Origin of the sequence: Gordoniibacillus kamchatkensis (assembly GCF_000829455.1) — a bacterium.
Classification (GTDB): domain Bacteria; phylum Bacillota; class Bacilli; order Paenibacillales; family NBRC-103111; genus Gordoniibacillus; species Gordoniibacillus kamchatkensis.
On record NZ_JXAK01000019.1, the window covers coordinates 1 to 19,047 of the forward strand.

Sequence of the window (19,047 nt, forward strand, 5' to 3'; positions counted from 1 at the left end):
AAGTAACTGCGTGAACTAAGGAACCGCCGTATACCGAACGGTACGTACGGTGGTGTGGGAGGTCGGCTACTCAACTAATGGGTAGCCTCCTACCCGATTTTTTGCGCGATTTTCGCGATTTTCGCGTTGGCGGCTGTTCCTTCGTCCCGATCCTCGCGAGCTTTTGCCCTTTATGTGCATGTACGTAATTTAGGCGGATTTCCATAGCAAAATGCCTCATTCTTTTTTTGCGGGTTAAGCATCTGATATTTTAAACGTGCAGTTTATGAAGAAAACGTAAATCCCCGGAAGAGAGGGCATGCAATGCGAGATAACCGCGAGCTGGTCGAACTTTTGCACAATTTCGGTATGAATCCCGCCGGTATCGAGACGGTCAAGAGGGGGGTATATCGGGTCACAGCCCCGGACGGAGAGCTGTATTGTTTAAAAAGAATGGGCATGCCGACAGCGCAGCTGGTTTGGATGGACAGCGTATTGCTGGCTATGCGCCAAACAGGGTTTCGTTCCGCAGCCTGGCGCGATCCTTCTTCCGCCTACGGCAAAACCCTATACGCGTGTCGATCGGGGCAGTCTGTGCCGTATATATTGACTCCGTGGCTGACCGGAACGGTCCCGTCCTCAAACTCGCTGCAACAATTGTACGCATGCGCGCAGACGCTGGCGAGGTTTCATCGCAGCGGGCAGGCGTTAAACATTGCGCGCAAGGGCAGCGTCGATTGGCTGGGCCAATGGCCGAAGCTGCTCAAAGCCCGGTTCGAATTGATGGAACGCAGCATTCGGAACGTTCAGCGGGGCAAACCGTCCAATCCGTTCGAATCGCTCTTGCAGGAGCATGGCACATGGCTGCTGGAACGGGGGCGGCAAGCGCTGCGTCTCGTCGACAACAAGCGCTATCGGCAGCTTTGCCGAGCCGCGAAACAGTCGAATGCGGTGTTATGCCATGCCGACAGCGGCCCGAACAACTTCGTGCTGACCGGCGACGGACCGGCCTTGATCGACTTCGAATCGATGAGGTACGATTTGCGGATTTTCGATTTGTACCGGCTCATTCGGCTCGCTTCAAAGAAGAACGGCTGGAGCCCGCTGGCCGCGCGCACGATCGTTGACGGGTACACATCGGCTTCGGGTTCCGGTTTGGCCGATGCCGAGCTCGATTTGCTCAAAGCATGGCTGCTTTTTCCGCAAAAAGCTTACCGGGCGATACGCAAGTATGACAGAGCCGACACTGCCTCTCGCCGGCGCCTCAGTAGCAAGCTGACGAAGGGTATCCATGGAGAACAGCCGATCGCCGAATTTCTGGAGCAATTCATCGAATCCCACGGCATGGAGTGATTCCAATGAAACTTTGGGTGATGACAGGCGAATATGCCCCGGTAATTATCGGGGGACTAGGGGTCGTTGCGACGAATCTAACCAAATATTTGGCCGAGTCGGTTTCGGATATTCTCGTCCTTGCCATCTGCCGAACGCCGCACATTGAAATAGAGCGCCAAGACAACGCCAAAATAATCCGTTTTCCCAGAGGCTCGCGATACTTCCTGGCTTCGAAGCAAAAATTTGCCTACAGTCCGATCGCCGGCTGGTTAAAAAAACACGGCTACGAGCGCCCCGATCTGATTCATATCCACAGCGTCGAATTTACCCCGCTCGCCGCATATTATAAAAAAACATATAACGTTCCAGTCGTGTACACGTGCCATTCCCTCGTCCGTCTGGAGAAAAAATCGCCGCTGCGCGAGCGTGTCGCCAAGCGGCAGGAGAGGCTGCTGGAGACGAGCGACCGTATTGTCGTACCGAGCGAGTGGGAGCGCGAGCAAATGGAGGACATTTACCCGTTTGCCCGGGGAAAGGTGGAAGTGATCCACAACGGCGTGCGTATTGCGGAAGCAGCGGAGGTCAGCAGCAGCAGCAGCAAAAGCGAGAAGCGGTTATTGTTCGTCGGAAGGCTCATTCCATCCAAAGGGATTGAAGAACTGCTGCATGCGGTAGCTTTGCTGCGCCGCAAACACCCGGCGATCAGCCTCGACATTGTCGGGACCGGTTCGGAGAGCTATATGGATTTCTTGAAAACGAAGGCGGCTAAGCTCGGAATTGCCCGCCAGGTCCGCTGGCTGGGCTATATGGACCCGGACAAAGTGCAGAAATTGTACAAATCTTACGGTGCGGTCGTCGTACCGAGCCGGCTGGAATCGTTCGGGTTGGTCGCGCTAGAGGCGATGGCTAACGGGGTGCCGCTTGTGTCCACTTGTTCCGGCGGCCTATCGGATTTTGTCAACAAAGATGTGGCGGAAATCATCCCGAAAGTGGAAACGGTCCGAATCGCCGCAGCTGTGAAACGGATGTGGAAAAAGAAAGATTTGACGAGACTGAGGGTGGAAGAAGGCTTGAAAACGGCCGCGAACTTCGAATGGGCGGAAATTTCCAAGCAGTACCAGCAGCTCTTTTCCCAAATTGTAGCGGTGAATGAGGTGGACGAAAGTGACAGGATCTAGGTGGAAGCTTGAGCGTATGTGGAAAGCGAAACCCCAAGGATCCGTCTGGGTTGTGAAAGATGCAGGCGGAAGCCGCGGATATTTCAAATTTGCGGTACCGGAACAGTGGCATTATTCCGGGACGATGGTTGCCAACGAAATCATTGCCGCCGAGTTGGCGCGAAAGGTCGGAATTCCTGTCGTCGTCCTGGAACACGCCGAGCTAGCAGGACCTGACGGCGTCGTACGCCGCGGCATCGTATCGAGGGAAGCCGCGGCGCGGGAAGTGATTACGTGGAAAGACGCAAGCGCCGAAGTGCGGAGCAGGCCCGGCAAATACGTGAAGAACTTGGGTAAGCTGCGGGGGCTCGTCGTATTCGACGCCTGGATTATGAATATGGACAGGGCGACGGGCAAAAATCTGATCCTGTATCGCAACAGTCCGAACGAGAAATATAACTGGTATTTGATCGATCACGGCTTGACGCTGTACGGATCTCCTTATAAATGGGAAAAATATCCGTACGGTTCGGAATATTGGAATCAATTGTGGCGCTATTACCACGTCCCCAAAGGACTGCTGCGGCTTCAATCGTCGGGGGTTAAGCTGGAGCCTATGCTGCGCAAAATCGAAGCTGTCAGCAAAGCGGATATCGTGAGCATCGTCGATGGCGTGCCGGGGCAGTTTTTGCCGGTGGCGCAGCGGGACTTTATCGTAACTATGCTGACGGACCGGCAAAAAGAGCTGCGCGGCATTATCCAGCGGTGGCTCGAGTATAAAGGGACAAAGGAATTCGGGCGCAAATAAGCAACCAACTCCCCATGATCGCATACTAAGCGGTCATGGGGAGTTCTTTTGTTGGCACGGATTGACTTATGGCACAATTTACGATAAGATGAATCAGGTATTTAGTAAATAAGTAATTAAGTAATTTAGTGATTTTATAAAAAAGAAAGAAGGAGCAGCAATGAAAATACCTACTTCCTTGAAGCATAAGCCTGTTGTCGTGTCGGAAAACTACGGGCAGGTTGACGGCCGCTTCGCCGGGAACACCGATGCGAAAGGTCTATCCCTGGGATTGGCCCAATGGAACGATAGAGGAAAAGTCGATATTTCCGCCAAAGTATGGAGATACACGGGGGAAAAATGGTCCAGACAGTCGGAGGAGCTGCCTCTTCATCGCGTGCTCGATTTGTCCATTTTGATTTGCCGGGCGGTGGCGCACTTCCGCGAAGCTTACAGATACGAGCATTTATACGATCCGCAGAAGCCTGTCATCGACCGGATTGGACTGCAAGGGGATGCGATGACCGTGGCGGTGTGCACGGACAACGACAAAATCAATGAAGATATCAAGCTGTTCAGCCAAGCGCTGAGCAATGACGACGAGATGATCTCCGAACGGCTGCGCACGTTGTCGAAAATTTTAAAAGAGATGGGGTACTGATGTATTTTCCGGTCGGCAGCTGAGACGATAGCGAAAGGAGTGGATGAAATGGACAAAAATAAGCGAAAAGAACTTTTGGAGGCATACAAGCAAATTAAAACCTACATGGGCGTAATCCAAATAACCAACAAAGCCAACGGCAAAATTTACGTAGACAGCTACCCCAATCTGAAAAACAAATGGTTGACGCTGCAGATTCAATTGGATATGGGAAAGTTCGCGAATGCCCGGCTGCAACAAGATTGGAAGGCGTTCGGGCGCGAAGCATTCGCCTATGAGGTGCTGGAGCAGAAAGAAACCGACGAAATAACCGACATGCGTTGGGAGCTTAAGCAAATGGAGAAGCCGTGGCTGGAAAAGCTGCAGCCCTACGGTGACAGAGGATATAACAAGCCGCCGAAACCCGTCAATTGATAGGATTGGCGGGTTTCTCGATTTGGAAAATGCAGCAGCGCGGTTTTACGGTGTGGCATATTTGGGGGCATCGCTTTTTTAAAATGTAACTTTGTTCTTATCACACGGTGCCGCCGATTATGTTATTGTAATATTGACAACGCTTCCAAACACGTGCCGGTTCGAGATTTCCACGACCAAAGAGATTGGAGTGTATCGGAATGAAGGTGTATGAAGCGGTCGATTTCATCAATCGTCATGAAAAAATCGCGCTAAGCAAACATGCGAATCATTTGCAGGAGCCGGAGCATACCCACACCTTTTTCGAGCTTGTGTACATTTGGTCCGGTTCGGGCACGCAGCAGGTCAATGCCCAATCTTACGACGTGCAGCGGGGAGATTTGCTGTTCATGAATGTCGGCGACCGCCATTCCTTTCAGGCAGGCCCTGATTTTACTTACATGAACGTGCTGTTTGAACCGGACTTTTTGAGCGAGCAGCTGACCGCAGCGGAGGCCGCGCACAATTTGCTGTCCTTGCAGCTGTTTCAGGAGTTTCATGCCAAGCTGAACAAGCCGATGCCGGTCGTGGCTTTTCGCGGCAAACGGATGGTGGAAATCGAAGAGCTGCTGGAGACGATGTACCGCGAATACGAGGAGAAGCGGAGCGGCTACCGCGCCATGCTGAAAGGCTACGCCACGCTGCTGCTGGCCATGGCGTTCAGGACGATGCAGGATCATTTGCACAGTTCCGGCCTGAACGGCGCCTACCACATGCTCCCGCAGCTGCTCACCTACATCGAGCAGCATTACGACGGCCGCATTACGCTGCAGGACTTGGCCAAGCAAAGCTACTACTCTCCGTATTACATCAGCAAAGTTTTTGTGGAGTGCCTCGGCTTTACGTTTACGGAATACGTGCAGCAAATTCGGCTGCGGGAAGCGAAGCGCAAGCTGCTGGAGACGGCCGACACCGTCGAAGCGATCGGGCGCAGCGTAGGCTACGCCGACAAGACGCAGTTTTTCCGGCTCTTCAAGCAGGCGTTTGGCATGACCCCGCAGCAGCTGCGAAAGATGGGGAGGTCGACGGACTTCCATAGTAAATGATGCCACACTGTCCATATGAACGTAGGCAGCCGCCATTCGAACTGGAAAACCTCAAGCCTTCCTCGATTTCCGGATCACCTATTTCGCGGATGTACATCTTTAGCTGTAGATAGCAAGCCTAAGCCTTCAATGTTTACGGCCGAATCCTGGAACAAGATGTCTCCTACATGCAAGTGCTGTATCTCACCTATTACCTTCTTTAATTTAACAAAGACATTGTCTTTCCTAATCACAATGGTATCGTCATAAATAAATGCAATTTGAAGGTTTTTGTAACCATCGATTTTCGAGAACAGGTAAGCGTTAGTAACGAGCTCTGCATCCAACACTGTAAATTTATGTCCATTATATCTGAAATAAGCTCCTTGTGACTTGAGACCGAACGCTTTAATCCGTCTTACTGTAACCTCGGCATCATCTTTAAAATCAATTATTTTATCTTCATCTTTTCTGGAGTAATAGCTCGTTGACTCGGCTTGATTCCGCTTTTGGGGCGTAAAATTGTTTGCCAACGCCAAATTAAACGCATCAGATTCAGCCATAAACGACAGTTGATAAAGCAACCCCAAATCTATATCCGGCGTCAGATCAATTTCGATTTGTTCAATCGTCTCGCCCGTGTCGATTCCATCATCCATAATATGACACGTGGCACCTGCCTTCTTATTGAATAAGAGGGCTCCGTTAATCGGACTATTCCCTCTTAACTCCGGTAATAGAGAAGGATGGATATTGATAAAAAGTTGACCGGCTTTTTTGATCTTTGAAACGGGCAATATATAGGGGCAACCATTGGAAATCAAAATATCAAAATCGAGCTTGGCCAAATCGTTGATAAATTCTTGTTTGTTGCGCAGAAGCTTGTAATCTATATTCCTTACGGATAACTCCTTGGCCAAAGACGAACTTTGAACACAATAGATTTGTTTGACGTCAAATTCCTTGGAATTCATAATTTCTTTCAAAACGTTGAAACGATTACCGACAAAAACGACTTCCTTCATGTTATCACCCGCTTGTTCAAGTCTCCGATTCCAATGTGTATTGTTCAAGCATATTTCTTATATCCTCTTTCGAATTAAACATTAATACATCCAGCATGGACAAACCGGGGATAAATTCATTTTTAAACTGAACATAGTGAGGAATGGACGGTTTTAAAAATGTCAACGCTAGATTTTCTTTTACAAAGGCTGCGGATTGGTGTTTTCCTCCGATCGGATTCATGTACATGTTCGCATTCAACTTTTTACAGATATCAATAACTTTGTATTGGCCTTTTGCCTCTTGATTATATGGCAAGCTTGACGAACGTATAAACTTTGTTTCAATACTCAAATATTCACTTACAAGTTTCAAACTATTCGAAATGAAATCGGCCAAATTCTTATTTTTGTAAAAGAGAATATCTTCGACTATCGGGAATATGTTTTCAAAAAAAGGAGCTTTTCCATATGAGTACTTAATAGTTTTAGCTAACTTGCTGCTGTTATCGCCAATTTCAATTTCGTTTATTTTCTTAAAACAGCTAGAAGCAACAAGATTAAGGGTAAATAAATGCTTCTTGCCTTGGATAAGTATATAGTTTCTGTTGATCCATCCTCTATTGATGTAATTAGCATCATCGTAAATAACGAAAATATCAGATGCATGGATTAATTGGTAGTAACCGATATAAGGAAAAAGATATGGCTGCATGATTGCAATTTTTATTTCAAATACCTCCCGTCTCACAATGCATCAAAATATTAGCTTATCGTATGAGAGGTGAAATTGATTTGTAACGGCAGATCATCCATTATATATGTGCAGTAGCTCTCCTTTGAATTCTATTCCGATCTTTGGACGTCCCGGCGTTAATCCGGGGCGCTCGAGTCATTCTCAGACTCATGTCCGCTGCCTCCTTCATTTTCAAATACATAATGAAGACGAATAAGGGCTTTATTTTGAGAAATAACCTCGTACAAGCCTCTTGTTGGTCTTTTTTTGTTTTCGTCTGTTTCAGTGTCCGACTTTTAACGATTCTTGATGGGCATTTTGCCGCCGTAATAGCGGATTCAGACATGTCGAAACCCAAGAATAGCAATCTTGTTGTCGATTTTGGGCGAAGAGTGGACGATTTCTCCTTCTTTCCGTTTTTCCGCGTAAAACCCGATTTGTGTATTGATTTTTGTTTGTTTCGGAATAAAAATGGGTGTGAGTCCACAAACTCAAACATTTTGCAAAATGAATCGGAGGGTTGCAAATGAAATCCAGGAGCAAGTTGGTTTCGCTGCTGCTCGCTTCCTCGCTCACGCTCGGCATCGCTTTGGCGGGCTGCGAAAACAGCGGCGGCACGACGCCCCCGGCGGCACAGGAAGCAAAGAAGGATCCGCCCAAAGAAGAGGCGAAGCCTGCCGGCGGAGGCGGGCAAGCAGCACCGGCAGCGACGACTCCCGCGCAAATTACCGAGTTCAAGCAATCTCCTTTCTTTAACGGCAAAAATGTTCCCACCGTGAAAGACCGCCTGCCCTCCGAATACAAAATTACGAACGAAATTCCGGCGAACCAGATGAAGTATGAGATCGGCACATACGGCGGCAATTTGAGAACGGTTACATCCGTCGTCGACTGGGATGCCGACGTTTTCGTCATGAACAATGAGCCGCTGCTCAACACCCCCGGCATTCTCGGCGACGAAATTACCGGCAACGTGCTGAAAGACTACGCGGTCAGCGACGATCAGAAAACGTTCACCTTCCATATGCGCAAAGGGCTCAAATGGTCCGACGGCCAGCCGGTAACGACGGAGGACGTCCGCTTCACCGTGGAAGACGTGCTGAACAACACCGAGCTGACGCCGATTTATCCGGTATGGCTGCGGGGCGGGGGTGTCGCCGAAGGGGCTCCGATGAAGCTGGAAGTGGTCGACGAGTACACGTTCAAGCTGTCGTTCGACCGGCCGTACGGAGGCATTCTGATCCGCTTCGCGATTCAGGGATGGCGCGGTTATACGGAGCTCATCAAGCCCGCGCACTACTTGAAGCAGTTCCATAAGAAGTACACGCCGCTGGAGAAGCTCGAGCCGCTCATCAAGGATGCCGGCTTCCAGCCGGGAGAATGGGTCAATTTGTTCAACGACAAAGACATTACGAACTGGGAGCTGACCACGAAGAAAGCGATCGGCTTCCCGGTGCTGTATCCGTGGATCATGACGAAAAGCACGGAAAACATGACAACGTACGAGCGCAATCCGTACTACTTCAAAGTCGACCCGGCCGGCAATCAGCTGCCTTACATCGATACGATCCAAAGCTCGCTCGTGCAGGACATCGAGATGGTGGGCCTGAAGACGATCGCCGGCGAAGTGGACTTCTCGCGCGAATCGGCGGCGCTCATCAAAATGCCGCTCTACAAAGAGAACGAGAAGAACGGCTATAAAGCGCTGCTGGCCAGCATGCACGTGACGCCGACGGACATTTTCCTGAACCAGACTTTCGACGATCCGAACTGGCAAAAGGTCGTGCAGGACGTGCGCTTCCGCAAGGCGCTCAGCCTGGCGCTCAACCGCAAAGAAATTATCGACACCGTCTATTACGGCTTCGCCAAGCCCGGCAACATCGAAGATCCGACGTTCGACCTGGCGCAAGCGAACCAACTGCTCGACGACATGGGGATGAAAAAGGGTCCGAACGGCAAGCGGCAAACGCCGGACGGCAAAAACTTCACGATCCCGTTCGAAGTCGGGGCGCAAGCGCCGGACATCGTGCCGCTCACGCAGCTTATCGTCGAAATGTGGAAGCAGCTCGGGCTCGACGTGACGATGAAGACGATCGACCAGAAGCTGTGGAACACGAAGCGCGCCGGCAACCAGCTGCAGGCAACGATGATCTGGACGCATACGCCGCTTTGGTATATGGGCGACTGGGGGCTCGACCTGTGGGGCAACGATTGGAATACGTGGAAAACGTCGGGCGGCAAAAACGGCAAGGAGCCGCCGGATAACGTCAAGAAGCTGTATAACCTGATCGACCAGGCGTCGGCGGCGAAGCCGGACGAGGCGAAGAAGCTGATCGAGCAGGTGAAGCAGGAAATGAAAGATAACGTCTACTACTTCATCCATATTTCCGATGTGAAGCAGCCGCTCATTGTGAACGCCAAACTGCACAACATTCCAAGCGACGCCGCTTTCGCGATTGCGGCCAACTTCAGCGGCGAGCAGTTCTTCTTCGGCAAATAATGCCAGCGCGAGCCTGGAGCGAGCCCGGCCGGATTACAACATCCGCCCGGGCTCCCGGGTTCACCTCGCATCCCCGCATTCGGCCACTTTGGAAGGAGGGAACCGCATGATCAATTACATTTCTTACCGGATTTTGCAGCTCATCCCGCTCCTGATCGCGATCAGCATTATCGTGTTCGTCATCATTCAGCTGCCGCCGGGCGATTTCCTGACCAACTATATCGCGCAGCTCAAAAACGCCGGAAACGACGTGTCGGAGAGCATGATCCTCAATTTGAAAATGCAGTACGGCCTCGATAAATCGATGTACATGCAATACATCATTTGGATTAAAAACATTTTGCTGCACGGCGATTTCGGGCGTTCGTTCCAGTACAACCAGCCGGTGGCCGACGTCATCGGGCCGAAGCTGACGCTGACGCTCGTCATCTCCGTTATTTCGCTCATTTTCGTCTGGGCGGTTGCGATTCCGATCGGCATTTACTCGGCCACGCATCAATATTCGCCGCTCGACTACGTGTTCACGTTCATCGGCTTTATCGGCCTGGCCATGCCGGGTTTCCTGATCGCGCTCATTCTTATTTATTTCGTCTTCACGCAGACGGGCGTGGCGATTACCGGGCTATTCTCGCCGGAATTCGCCGATGCGCCATGGAGTATGGCCAAAGTGATGAACATGCTGCCAAGGCTTGTCATCCCCGTCATCGTCATCGGCATGTCCGGCACGGCGTCGCTCATCCGGGTGACGCGCGGCATGCTGCTCGACGAGCTGTCGAAACAGTACGTCATTACCGCCCGCGCCAAAGGGGTAGCCGAAAACAAGCTGCTGTTCAAATATCCGGTCCGGATGGCCATCAACCCGCTCATCAGCACGATCGGCTGGACGCTGCCGGCGCTCATTTCCGGCGAAGCGATCGTGGCCATCGTCCTCAATCTGCAAACGACCGGGCCGATGCTGCTAAAGGCGCTCATGACCCAGGATATGTATTTGTGCGGCAGCTTCCTGCTCATTTTGAGCGTCATGACCGTGCTCGGCACGCTGCTGTCGGACATTTTGCTGGCGCTCGTCGATCCGAGAATTCGCTTCGGGGGGGTGGCGGAATGAGCGGCATCACGACGGCTGCGAAAGAGCTGCGGCGCGGCGCGGCGAAGCGCAGGAAGGCGGGCGGGGAGCTGGCCAGCTACGAAGTCGCTTCCCAGTGGAAGCTGATGTGGTGGAAATTCAAGAAGCATAAAGTGGCGGTTGCGTCGGCTATCGTGCTCGGCGTGTTTTACCTGATCGCGGTATTTGCGAATTTCTGAGCCCCAACTTGCCGGAGGCGCGCTTTACCGAATACAAAAATTCGCCGCCGCAAACGATTCGTTTCGTCGATCCGAAAACCGGCTTCCAGCTGCGGCCTTTCGTGTACGGCATGTCCGAAAAAGTCGACAAAGAGACGTTCCGCCGGACGTTCGCCGTCCGACCCGAAAAAAAATACGAGATCCGGTTCTTTGTGAAGGGCGAGCCGTATAAAATGTGGGGCATTATCCCGATGGACGTGCATTTGTTCGGCTTAAGCAATCCGAAAGACCCACTCATTCTGATGGGTACCGACAAGCTGGGGCACGATTTGTTTTCCCGCATTTTGTACGGCGCCCGCATATCGCTCTCGTTCGGCCTGCTCGGCATCGTGATCACGCTCATCCTCGGCCTGGTGCTCGGCGGCATCTCCGGGTACTTGGGCGGCATTTCCGATACGATCATTCAGCGTACGATCGATTTGCTCATCTGTATCCCGACGATTCCGCTCTGGATGGCGCTATCTGCGGCGCTGCCGCGAAACTGGTCGGCGGCGCAAACGTACTTCGGCCTCATCATCGTTTTCTCGATCATCGGCTGGACCGGGCTTGCCCGCGTCGTGCGCGGCAAAATTTTATCGCTGCGCGAGGAAGACTTCACGATGGCCGCCCGTCTCGCCGGGGCCAGCAACTTCCGCATCATCCGCAAGCATTTGCTGCCGTCGTTCGCCAGCTACATCATCGTCAACGTGACGCTGTCGATCCCGGGCACGATTCTCGGCGAGACGGCGCTCAGCTTCATCGGCATCGGCCTGCAGCCGCCGGTCGTCAGCTGGGGCGTGCTGCTGCAGGATGCGCAAAATCTGGAAACGCTGGCGCATCATCCGTGGCTCCTGTGGCCGGCCCTCTTCATCATTTTAACGGTGCTCATGTTCAATTTTCTCGGCGACGGGCTGCGCGATGCCGCAGACCCATACAAGTAGGCGTTTTGTTGGAGGAATGACGCCAGGCACAACGAGTAAACGTAACGCATCCAACTAACCGCTAAGGAGGTGGCATAGCGATGGGACGGCAGGAAGAAGTCATCCTGGAGATGAAGGACGTGAAGGTGCACTTTCATCTCGACGAAGGCGTGCTGAAGGCAGTGGACGGCGTCGATCTGCGGATCAAGCGGGGCAAGACGCTCGGCATCGTCGGCGAGAGCGGCTGCGGCAAAAGCGTCACGTCGCAGGCGCTGCTGCGCATCGTGCCGAAGCCCGGCGAAGTGCAGGGCAAAATACTGCTGTACCGGGGAGGCAAAGACGGCACGGACGAACCGGTCGACCTGGTCAAGCTGGACCCGCGCGGCAAGCAGATCCGCGACATTCGCGGCGGCGAAATCGCGATGATTTTTCAAGAGCCGATGAAGGCCTTCTCCCCGATTCATACGATCGGCAATCAAATCATAGAGGCGATCCTGCTGCACACGACCGATGACAAAGAGGAAGCGTACCGGCTCGGCGTAAACATTTTGCAAAAGGTCGGCATGTCGAACCCGGAGCAGCGGATGGGCGAATATCCGCACCAGCTGTCCGGCGGGATGCGGCAGCGGGCGATGATCGCGATGGCGCTTTCGTGCAACCCGTCGATACTGATCGCCGACGAGCCGACGACCGCGCTCGACGTGACGGTGCAGGCGCAAGTGCTGCAGTTAATTAACGACCTTAAAGAAAAAAGCGATACGGCGGTCATCTTCATTACGCACGACCTCGGCGTCATTGCGGAAATGTCCGACGACGTGGCCGTCATGTACCTCGGCAAAGTGGTGGAATATACGGACGTCGATACGCTGTTCCACGCCCCGAAGCATCCGTATACGAAAGCGCTGCTGAACTCGATTCCTTCCGTCAGCATGGAGAAGAAGCGGCTGGAGTCGATCGAAGGCACCGTGCCGTTCCCGATGAATTTGCCGCAAGGCTGCGGCTTTTACTCCCGCTGCAAGCATGCGGTCGACGGCGTGTGCAACGCGGCCGACGTGCCGCTTGTCGAGGTGGCCGCAGGCCATCACGTCCGCTGTCTCATGGTGGAATCCGAACGCACCGAACAGGAGGTGGAGGCATGACCGACATGTCCGCTCAGCTCGTCCTGGACGTTCAGGCGATGAAAAAATATTTTCCGATCAAGAAAGGGTTCCTGCAAAAAACGGTCGGCTACGTGAAAGCGGTCGACGACGTGCAGTTCCACATCCGCCCCGGCGAAACGTTCGGGCTAGTCGGCGAATCCGGCTGCGGCAAAACGACGCTCGGGCGGTGCATCCTGCGGGCGATCGAGCCTTCGTCCGGTTCGGTCCTGTTTCGCGACCGCGAGGGCCGCGTCCGCGACGTGATGCAGCTGGAGGCCGGCGATTTGCGGGCGATCCGGCGCGATATGCAGCTCATTTTCCAGGATCCGTATTCGTCGCTCAACCCGCGCATGACCGTGCTGAACATTATCGCCGAGCCCCTCGTCTGCAACGGGATGCTGCACGGCGCCGAACTGAAGGAAAGGGTCGCCCATCTGATGGAGCTCGTAGGGCTAAACAGCCGCCATCTGGAGCGGTATCCGCACGCGTTCAGCGGCGGGCAGCGGCAGCGCATCGGCATCGCCCGGGCGCTGGCGACCGAACCGAAGTTCATCGTATGCGATGAGGCGGTGTCCGCGCTCGACGTGTCGGTGCAGGCGCAAATCATCAACCTGCTCCAGGATTTGCAGGAAAAGCTGGGCCTCAGCTACTTGTTCATTTCGCACGACCTTGGCGTCATTCAGCACATCTCGAACCGGGTCGGCGTCATGTACGTCGGCAAAATGGTAGAGACAGCCACTACGCAGACGCTGTTCGCGTCGCCGCAGCATCCGTACACCGAAGCGCTGCTGTCGGCGAAGCCGGTGCCCGATCCGCGCCGCAAATCGAACCGGATCATCTTGTCCGGGGAGGTGGCGAATCCGGCGAATCCGCCGAGCGGCTGCTATTTCCATCCGCGCTGCCCGTACGCGAAGGACAAATGCAAAACGGAGGCGCCGGGCATGCGCCAGGTCGGCGACGGCCATTTTGCGGCTTGCCATTTCGCCGGGGAGCTGAAGCTGAAGGGAGCGTCGGGGCTATGACCTATATTGCGCTGCTGCTCTTCGGGTATTTAATCGCGTTAACTTTCATTATGCTCGCTTCGCTTTGGTATATCCGGTGGCTGATGGGCAAAATGGTGTTCTCCAAGCAGCGCGACATCGAGGCGATCGCTTCGAGCGGCACTCTGCCGGAAGCGTGGTCGCGCAAATTCGAGCGCAAAATGATCCGCTTGCGCGAAGCCGGCCGTCATAACAGCTTGAAGAAGGTGCAGAGCGCCGCGAGAAGAAGCTATTTGCGCAAGCTGTCGCGTCTGGCCGGCTATGTCCGCCGCTCGCGCTTGATCGAGAGCGAAGAAAGCCGCAAGTACGCGCTGCGGCAGCTGCAAATGCTCGACCGGGAATGGAGGTCGGCGCAGGATGAATCCGTTTCATGAAGAGCGCAGAAGGGTGGCGGCGGCGACGTTCATCGCAGTGCTGCTAACCGTTGCCTTCTCCTTGCTCGGCATCTACAACTGGATGGAGCTGCGCGGCTTCGTGCTCAGCATGCTCGCCGTCTTCAAGATCGACCCGCTGGCATGGCAGGGCGTCGACAATATGACGTTCCTTCTCTTTGGCGTAGCGTGGCTCGCTTACGTATTTTACAGCCATTATTACTTGCGCAAGCACGCATTGCACGGACGCGCGCTGGCGGCGGCGGTACGGCTGCTCGCGGTGCAAATGTGGCTGCTGCTGATGTGCCGCATCGTACCGGCCCTGTTCGGCGATACGGGCAAGGCAGCCGGTTACGCCTGGATGGCGGAAGCGGCCGCCGCACTGCTGCTGACCGCGTTCTGGCTGTCCGGCCGCCGCAGCCGGCGCAGCGTAAGCATCAATCACGGAGAAAGAGGGTGACCGTTCATGGACATCGGGGTCGTTTCCCGCAGCTTTCCGAAAATGACGAACGAGGAGGCCGCCGCTTTCATGGCAGAGCACGGCTTCCGCTGGACCGAGCTCTGTTTCTCGCAGACGGATTCCAACTATTGGCGGTATAACGGGCGAAGCGACGTGAGCGAACTGACCGACGAACGCTGCCGGGACATCGTGGCCACGTACCGGAGCCGCGGCGTGGAGGTCGCATCGCTCGGCGTATTCACGAACTTGCTGGAGCCGGACGAGGCGGAACTTGCCGCCAATTTGGCGTATTTCGAGCGTCATATGCAAATTGCGGCGAATAACGGCATCCCGGCCGTCGCGACGGAATGCGGCTTCATTCCCGGCAAACGCGGCATATCTGCCGATACATACGAGTCGGCGTTCCAGCGCTTTATCGACAACGTCCGCTGGCTTGCGGCGCGGGCCGAGAGGTACGGCGTCGCGATCGCGCTCGAGCCGTGCGTGCTGGACGTCGTCCCGAGCGCGAAGCGGACGGCCGATTTGCTCGATCAGGTCGGCTCGCCGGCGCTGAAAGTGCTGCTCGACCCGGCGAATTTGATCGCCAACAGCTCGGAGGAAGACATGTTCCGTTATTTGGCGCCGCATATCGCTTACTTCCACGGCAAAGACCGAAAGGTGAACGATACGTACGGTCGCATCGTCGGCGACGGCGACATCCGGTGGCCGCTATTCCTCGACTTGTACCACCGCTATACGGAACATGTTCCGTTCATCCTGGAATATGTGAATGCGGACAACGTGTGCGGCGTGCGCGACCGGGTACTTGCTTTCGACAGGGCGAATAAGGAGTGATGGAACTTGCTGGTCGCGGAAAGATATCAGCACATTCTCCGGCTGGTGAACGAGAGAGGGAGCATCCGGGTAGCCGAGCTCAGCCAGCTGTGCAAAGTTACCGAGGAAACGATCCGCCGCGACTTGGACCGGCTTGAGAGCGAAGGACGCCTCTTGCGCAGCTACGGCGGCGCAATGCGGATTTCTCCGGAGGCGGTGGAGACGTCCTACCAGCTTCGCGAGGCAAACCAAGTTTCGGAGAAGCAGCGCATCTCCCTGGAGGCGGTCAAGCATGTCGCGCCGAACGACCGGATCGTGCTCGACGCCAGCACAACGACCTGGCATCTGGCGGCGCTGCTGCCCGATATCCCGCTTACGGTACTCACCAATCGCTGAAAGTGACGACGGTGCTGAGCGAAAAGAAACATATTACAGTCATTTGCACCGGCGGCATTCTCGCAGCGAATTCGCTGTCGTTCGTAGGCCCGCTCGCCGAGCAGTCGCTGGAAGATTACCACGTCAACAAAGCGTTCATCTCGTGCAAAGGCGTTCACATGGAACGGGGCATCAGCGAATCGAACGAGCTGCAAGCCCGCATGAAGCGCAAAATGGTCGGCATGGCGGAAGAAGTATACTTGCTTGCCGATTACAGCAAATTCGACGTGCAGGCGTTCATGATGATCGGCGGCTGGAACCAGATCCATCATCTGATCACCGATTCGCAGACGCCGGCCGAATACGTGCAAATGCTGCAGCGCAAATTCATCAACGTCATCCAGCTGCCGGAGTCGTAAGCGGCATTTGCCCGTACGGCAGGCCGAATGGCGCAATCGGCATTGAAGTTGGCGAAAACGGCAATGAAGCGCAGCGCGGGACGGTATACAATATATGTAAGATGGCATGAACGGAGCGGCCGGCGCTCCGTTCATGCCGAGTACTGAAATCACGGTGAGAGCGAGGAATGCAGATGGTCGGCAAAACGACTTGGCTTATCCCCGACGGCTTTCTTCCGCCGAAAAGCACAGGGGAGCACGTCAGTCACGAAGCGGTATGCGTGCTCAACGTAGGGGATGCGGACGCGGAGCTGCGGCTGACGTTTTATTTTGAAGACCGGGAGCCGATGGACCGGTTCCGGGCGTCATGCGGCGCCAGACGAACTCACCACATCCGCCTTGACCGTCTCCGCGACGAGGACGGCCATCCCGTCCCGCTCGGCGTGCCGTATGCAATTCGGGTTGAGAGCAGCGCGCCGGTCATCGTGCAGCACAGCCGGCTCGATACGACGCAGGAAGCGCTCGCTTTGTTTACGACGATGGCGTATCCGGTGGACTAAGGGCGGGACTGAGATGAACCAGCTGCGAAGAAGCCAATTTATGCACGATGCGAACATTCCGTTCGCGATCGGCCGCTGCGTTCACGACGAGCATAACGTGCCGTCCGCGCACAGCCACGATTTTGTCGAGCTGGTGTATGTGGCCAGCGGCATGGCGGATCACGTCTTCGAAGGCGAAGCGTATCCGATCCGGGCCGGAGACGTGTTCATCATCAATCCGGGCGAAGTGCATACGTACAAGACGGAACAGGGCAATCGGATCGAAATCATCAACTGCCTGTTCACCCCGGAGCTCATTCACGAATCTTTGCTGAAGGAGCTCGGCATTTCGCAATCGATGGACTACTTCTACGTCCATCCGTTTCTCGACACGCGCGAACGGTTTCATCACCGCCTCAATTTGCACGGCACCGAGGCCGATCACGTGCTGCAATTGCTGGAAGGCATTATCCAGGAATGGGAACGGGCGCGGTCCGGCTATTACACCGTCATCAAGCTGCAAATGCTGCAGCTGCTCATCGTGCTGTCCCGCTGCTACATGGGGGCGCTCGAGAGCAAGGAACAACGCCGGCCGGCGCGCACGAGCCTGCATGCGATGCTTGTCCGCCGCCTCACGGGATTTTTGGAGCGGCATTTCGACAAGAAGCTGGCGATCCCGGAGCTGTGCGAGCTGTTCGGCATCAGCAGCCGGCAGCTAAACCGCGTATTCAAGCAGGAAACCGGGCAAACCGTCATGGACCGCATCCATCAAATCCGCATCGAACGCGCGAAGCAATATTTGGCGGACGGCGACGAGAAAGTGATTCATATCGCGCATCGCGTCGGCTATGAGGACCCGGCATTCTTTACGCAACTGTTTCGCCGCAAGGTCGGCTGCTCGCCGGGGCAATACCGGGACAAGTTGGAGGAGCTTGCAAGTCACAGCGGAAATCACAGCCTGCAGGCGAAATGACGAAACGGAAACGATAAACGGATGAAAACCATGTAACGGAGGGGAACGTTATGACACTGCAAGTCGCCGTAGTCGGCGTAGGCAACATCGGCTCGATTCACGCCGGCGTGTACAAGGAACATGCGAAAACGGAGCTTGTCGCCGTTTGCGACATCATCAAGGAAAAGGCCGACGCCGCCGCAGCGAAGTTCGGCTGCCGGGCGTTTTACAGCGTGCGCGAGATGCTGGACAGCGGCATCCGGCTTGATGCCTGCAGCGTGGCAACGAAGGGCGAGGAAAACGGCGGCGAGCATTTCGCCCCGACGATGGAGCTGCTCGCCGCGGGCGTTCCGGTGCTCGGCGAGAAGCCGATCTCCAACCGGATCGACGAAGGCGAGCAAATGGTAGCGCTTGCGAAGGAGAAGCGGGTGCCGTACGCCGTCAACTTGAACCACCGCTTCACGCCGGCGGCGCTCCGGGCGAGGGAATGGGTCGAGGCAGAGCGGCTCGGCAAGCTGCACATGATCAACATGAGAATGTGGATCAACAATCCGGTTGAGACGTCGCCGTGGTTTCATTTGCGCGCGCTGCACCCGCATTCGTTCGACGTCATCCGCTACTTCTGCGGCGATGTGAAACGGGTGGCCGCGTTCATGATGAAGGGCGAAGGGCGCGCGATCTGGTCGAACGCCCAAATCATTATGGAGTTCGAGAACGGCGCGATCGGCAACCTCGTCGGCAGCTACGACGCCGGCGCCAGCTACGGGCTGGAGCGGTGCGAGGTTGTCGGCAGCAAAGGCCGCTTCGTGCTCGACGATGCGTGCGAGCATTTGACGTTCTACCCGCGCCGAAGCATCGAGACGGAGACGTACAGCTACCTCGGCGGCATGCGGCACTTCAACGAGACGTTCAAGAGCCGCATCAGCGACTGGATCGAGCAGCTCGACGCCGGCACGCCTTGCGACCGGATCAACGGCTCGGGCGAAGATGCGCTGAAGGCGCAGAAGATTATCGAGGCGGCGATCCGTTCGTTCGAAACGGCGACGGTCGTCGAACTATAACGGCAGGAGGCGAAAGGTAACG

Annotated in this window: 20 protein-coding genes and 1 pseudogene; 19 read left to right on the forward strand and 2 right to left on the reverse strand. The window is 54.9% G+C overall.

The genetic code is table 11. From position 1 onward, the window contains the following. The first annotated feature begins 303 nt into the window (after positions 1-303). The 6 genes from SD70_RS12305 (at position 304) to SD70_RS12330 (ending at position 5,418) form a co-directional block, all read left to right on the forward strand. Complete coding sequence (locus SD70_RS12305) at positions 304-1,332, forward strand: phosphotransferase (RefSeq protein ID WP_041047872.1); 1,029 nt, start codon at positions 304-306, stop codon at positions 1,330-1,332. 5 nt (positions 1,333-1,337) lie between these two features. Next, positions 1,338-2,492: a glycosyltransferase family 4 protein gene (locus tag SD70_RS12310; protein WP_041047873.1), complete on the forward strand. Its 1,155-nt coding sequence runs from the start codon at positions 1,338-1,340 to the stop codon at positions 2,490-2,492. A 16-nt stretch (positions 2,493-2,508) separates the two neighbouring features. Continuing rightward, positions 2,509-3,279, forward strand: a complete 771-nt coding sequence (locus tag SD70_RS12315) for a HipA family kinase (RefSeq protein WP_052487347.1) — start codon at positions 2,509-2,511, stop codon at positions 3,277-3,279. 160 nt (positions 3,280-3,439) lie between these two features. Continuing rightward, positions 3,440-3,919, forward strand: a complete 480-nt coding sequence (locus tag SD70_RS12320) for a DUF6530 family protein (protein WP_041047874.1) — start codon at positions 3,440-3,442, stop codon at positions 3,917-3,919. Positions 3,920-3,967: 48 nt separating this feature from the next. Then, entirely contained in the window at positions 3,968-4,333 is a 366-nt protein-coding gene (locus SD70_RS12325) for a GIY-YIG nuclease family protein (RefSeq protein ID WP_041047875.1), read from the forward strand. 200 nt (positions 4,334-4,533) lie between these two features. Beyond that, the gene (locus tag SD70_RS12330; RefSeq protein ID WP_041047876.1) at positions 4,534-5,418 is read left to right on the forward strand and encodes an AraC family transcriptional regulator; all 885 of its coding nucleotides are present in this window, start codon (positions 4,534-4,536) and stop codon (positions 5,416-5,418) included. 74 nt (positions 5,419-5,492) lie between these two features. Here SD70_RS12330 and SD70_RS12335 read toward each other — a convergent pair whose 3' ends face one another. Together SD70_RS12335 and SD70_RS12340 are read right to left on the reverse strand one after the other, a co-directional pair. Then, on the reverse strand, positions 5,493-6,422 hold the full coding sequence (locus SD70_RS12335; RefSeq protein WP_041047877.1) for a formyltransferase family protein: 930 nt from the start codon (positions 6,420-6,422) through the stop codon (positions 5,493-5,495). Between the two features lie 16 nt (positions 6,423-6,438). Beyond that, positions 6,439-7,152 (reverse strand): WbqC family protein, encoded by a 714-nt coding sequence (locus tag SD70_RS12340; RefSeq protein ID WP_197081017.1) that lies wholly within the window; start codon positions 7,150-7,152, stop codon positions 6,439-6,441. Positions 7,153-7,663: 511 nt separating this feature from the next. Between SD70_RS12340 and SD70_RS33245 the strand changes: the two genes are divergently transcribed. The 13 genes and pseudogenes from SD70_RS33245 (at position 7,664) to SD70_RS12405 (ending at position 19,025) form a co-directional block, all read left to right on the forward strand. Beyond that, complete coding sequence (locus SD70_RS33245) at positions 7,664-9,637, forward strand: ABC transporter substrate-binding protein (RefSeq protein WP_052487349.1); 1,974 nt, start codon at positions 7,664-7,666, stop codon at positions 9,635-9,637. 106 nt (positions 9,638-9,743) lie between these two features. Next, on the forward strand, positions 9,744-10,742 hold the full coding sequence (locus SD70_RS12355; RefSeq protein WP_041047879.1) for an ABC transporter permease: 999 nt from the start codon (positions 9,744-9,746) through the stop codon (positions 10,740-10,742). Then, positions 10,739-10,939, forward strand: a complete 201-nt coding sequence (locus SD70_RS36895; RefSeq protein ID WP_197081018.1) for a hypothetical protein — start codon at positions 10,739-10,741, stop codon at positions 10,937-10,939. The genes SD70_RS12355 and SD70_RS36895 overlap by 4 nt, the downstream gene beginning before the upstream one ends. Before the next feature lie 8 nt (positions 10,940-10,947). Then, a complete protein-coding gene (locus tag SD70_RS12360) occupies positions 10,948-11,898 on the forward strand; it encodes an ABC transporter permease (RefSeq protein WP_197081019.1) in 951 nt (316 codons plus the stop codon). Between the two features lie 80 nt (positions 11,899-11,978). Next, complete coding sequence (locus SD70_RS12365; protein WP_041047880.1) at positions 11,979-13,016, forward strand: ABC transporter ATP-binding protein; 1,038 nt, start codon at positions 11,979-11,981, stop codon at positions 13,014-13,016. Then, positions 13,013-14,038: an ABC transporter ATP-binding protein gene (locus SD70_RS12370; RefSeq protein WP_041047881.1), complete on the forward strand. Its 1,026-nt coding sequence runs from the start codon at positions 13,013-13,015 to the stop codon at positions 14,036-14,038. The genes SD70_RS12365 and SD70_RS12370 overlap by 4 nt, the downstream gene beginning before the upstream one ends. Then, a complete protein-coding gene (locus SD70_RS12375) occupies positions 14,035-14,430 on the forward strand; it encodes a hypothetical protein (RefSeq protein WP_041047882.1) in 396 nt (131 codons plus the stop codon). The genes SD70_RS12370 and SD70_RS12375 overlap by 4 nt, the downstream gene beginning before the upstream one ends. Then, positions 14,414-14,887: a hypothetical protein gene (locus SD70_RS12380; protein WP_041047883.1), complete on the forward strand. Its 474-nt coding sequence runs from the start codon at positions 14,414-14,416 to the stop codon at positions 14,885-14,887. The genes SD70_RS12375 and SD70_RS12380 overlap by 17 nt, the downstream gene beginning before the upstream one ends. Positions 14,888-14,893: 6 nt before the next feature. Continuing rightward, a complete protein-coding gene (locus SD70_RS12385) occupies positions 14,894-15,721 on the forward strand; it encodes a sugar phosphate isomerase/epimerase family protein (RefSeq protein ID WP_041047884.1) in 828 nt (275 codons plus the stop codon). A gap of 6 nt (positions 15,722-15,727) precedes the next feature. After that, positions 15,728-16,494: pseudogene (locus SD70_RS12390) on the forward strand (DeoR/GlpR family DNA-binding transcription regulator). A gap of 173 nt (positions 16,495-16,667) precedes the next feature. Then, positions 16,668-17,033 carry a sensory rhodopsin transducer gene (locus tag SD70_RS12395; RefSeq protein WP_041047885.1) on the forward strand — a complete coding sequence of 122 codons (366 nt, stop codon included), beginning with the start codon at positions 16,668-16,670 and terminating at the stop codon, positions 17,031-17,033. A gap of 13 nt (positions 17,034-17,046) precedes the next feature. Further along, entirely contained in the window at positions 17,047-17,985 is a 939-nt protein-coding gene (locus SD70_RS12400; protein WP_041047886.1) for an AraC family transcriptional regulator, read from the forward strand. 50 nt (positions 17,986-18,035) lie between these two features. Further along, a complete protein-coding gene (locus SD70_RS12405; protein WP_041047887.1) occupies positions 18,036-19,025 on the forward strand; it encodes a Gfo/Idh/MocA family protein in 990 nt (329 codons plus the stop codon). Positions 19,026-19,047 lie beyond the last annotated feature (22 nt).

Coding starts and splice junctions, on each gene's coding strand:
- SD70_RS12310 (WP_041047873.1), top strand. CDS start 1,338: ATGAAACTTTGGGTGATGACAGGCGAATATGCCCCGGTAATTATCGGG.
- SD70_RS12400 (WP_041047886.1), top strand. CDS start 17,047: ATGAACCAGCTGCGAAGAAGCCAATTTATGCACGATGCGAACATTCCG.
- SD70_RS12395 (WP_041047885.1), top strand. CDS start 16,668: ATGGTCGGCAAAACGACTTGGCTTATCCCCGACGGCTTTCTTCCGCCG.
- SD70_RS12370 (WP_041047881.1), top strand. CDS start 13,013: ATGACCGACATGTCCGCTCAGCTCGTCCTGGACGTTCAGGCGATGAAA.
- SD70_RS12320 (WP_041047874.1), top strand. CDS start 3,440: ATGAAAATACCTACTTCCTTGAAGCATAAGCCTGTTGTCGTGTCGGAA.
- SD70_RS12335 (WP_041047877.1), bottom strand. CDS start 6,422: ATGAAGGAAGTCGTTTTTGTCGGTAATCGTTTCAACGTTTTGAAAGAA.
- SD70_RS12305 (WP_041047872.1), top strand. CDS start 304: ATGCGAGATAACCGCGAGCTGGTCGAACTTTTGCACAATTTCGGTATG.
- SD70_RS12380 (WP_041047883.1), top strand. CDS start 14,414: ATGAATCCGTTTCATGAAGAGCGCAGAAGGGTGGCGGCGGCGACGTTC.
- SD70_RS12355 (WP_041047879.1), top strand. CDS start 9,744: ATGATCAATTACATTTCTTACCGGATTTTGCAGCTCATCCCGCTCCTG.
- SD70_RS12385 (WP_041047884.1), top strand. CDS start 14,894: ATGGACATCGGGGTCGTTTCCCGCAGCTTTCCGAAAATGACGAACGAG.
- SD70_RS12315 (WP_052487347.1), top strand. CDS start 2,509: ATGTGGAAAGCGAAACCCCAAGGATCCGTCTGGGTTGTGAAAGATGCA.
- SD70_RS12330 (WP_041047876.1), top strand. CDS start 4,534: ATGAAGGTGTATGAAGCGGTCGATTTCATCAATCGTCATGAAAAAATC.
- SD70_RS12365 (WP_041047880.1), top strand. CDS start 11,979: ATGGGACGGCAGGAAGAAGTCATCCTGGAGATGAAGGACGTGAAGGTG.
- SD70_RS12405 (WP_041047887.1), top strand. CDS start 18,036: ATGACACTGCAAGTCGCCGTAGTCGGCGTAGGCAACATCGGCTCGATT.
- SD70_RS12325 (WP_041047875.1), top strand. CDS start 3,968: ATGGACAAAAATAAGCGAAAAGAACTTTTGGAGGCATACAAGCAAATT.
- SD70_RS33245 (WP_052487349.1), top strand. CDS start 7,664: ATGAAATCCAGGAGCAAGTTGGTTTCGCTGCTGCTCGCTTCCTCGCTC.
- SD70_RS36895 (WP_197081018.1), top strand. CDS start 10,739: ATGAGCGGCATCACGACGGCTGCGAAAGAGCTGCGGCGCGGCGCGGCG.
- SD70_RS12375 (WP_041047882.1), top strand. CDS start 14,035: ATGACCTATATTGCGCTGCTGCTCTTCGGGTATTTAATCGCGTTAACT.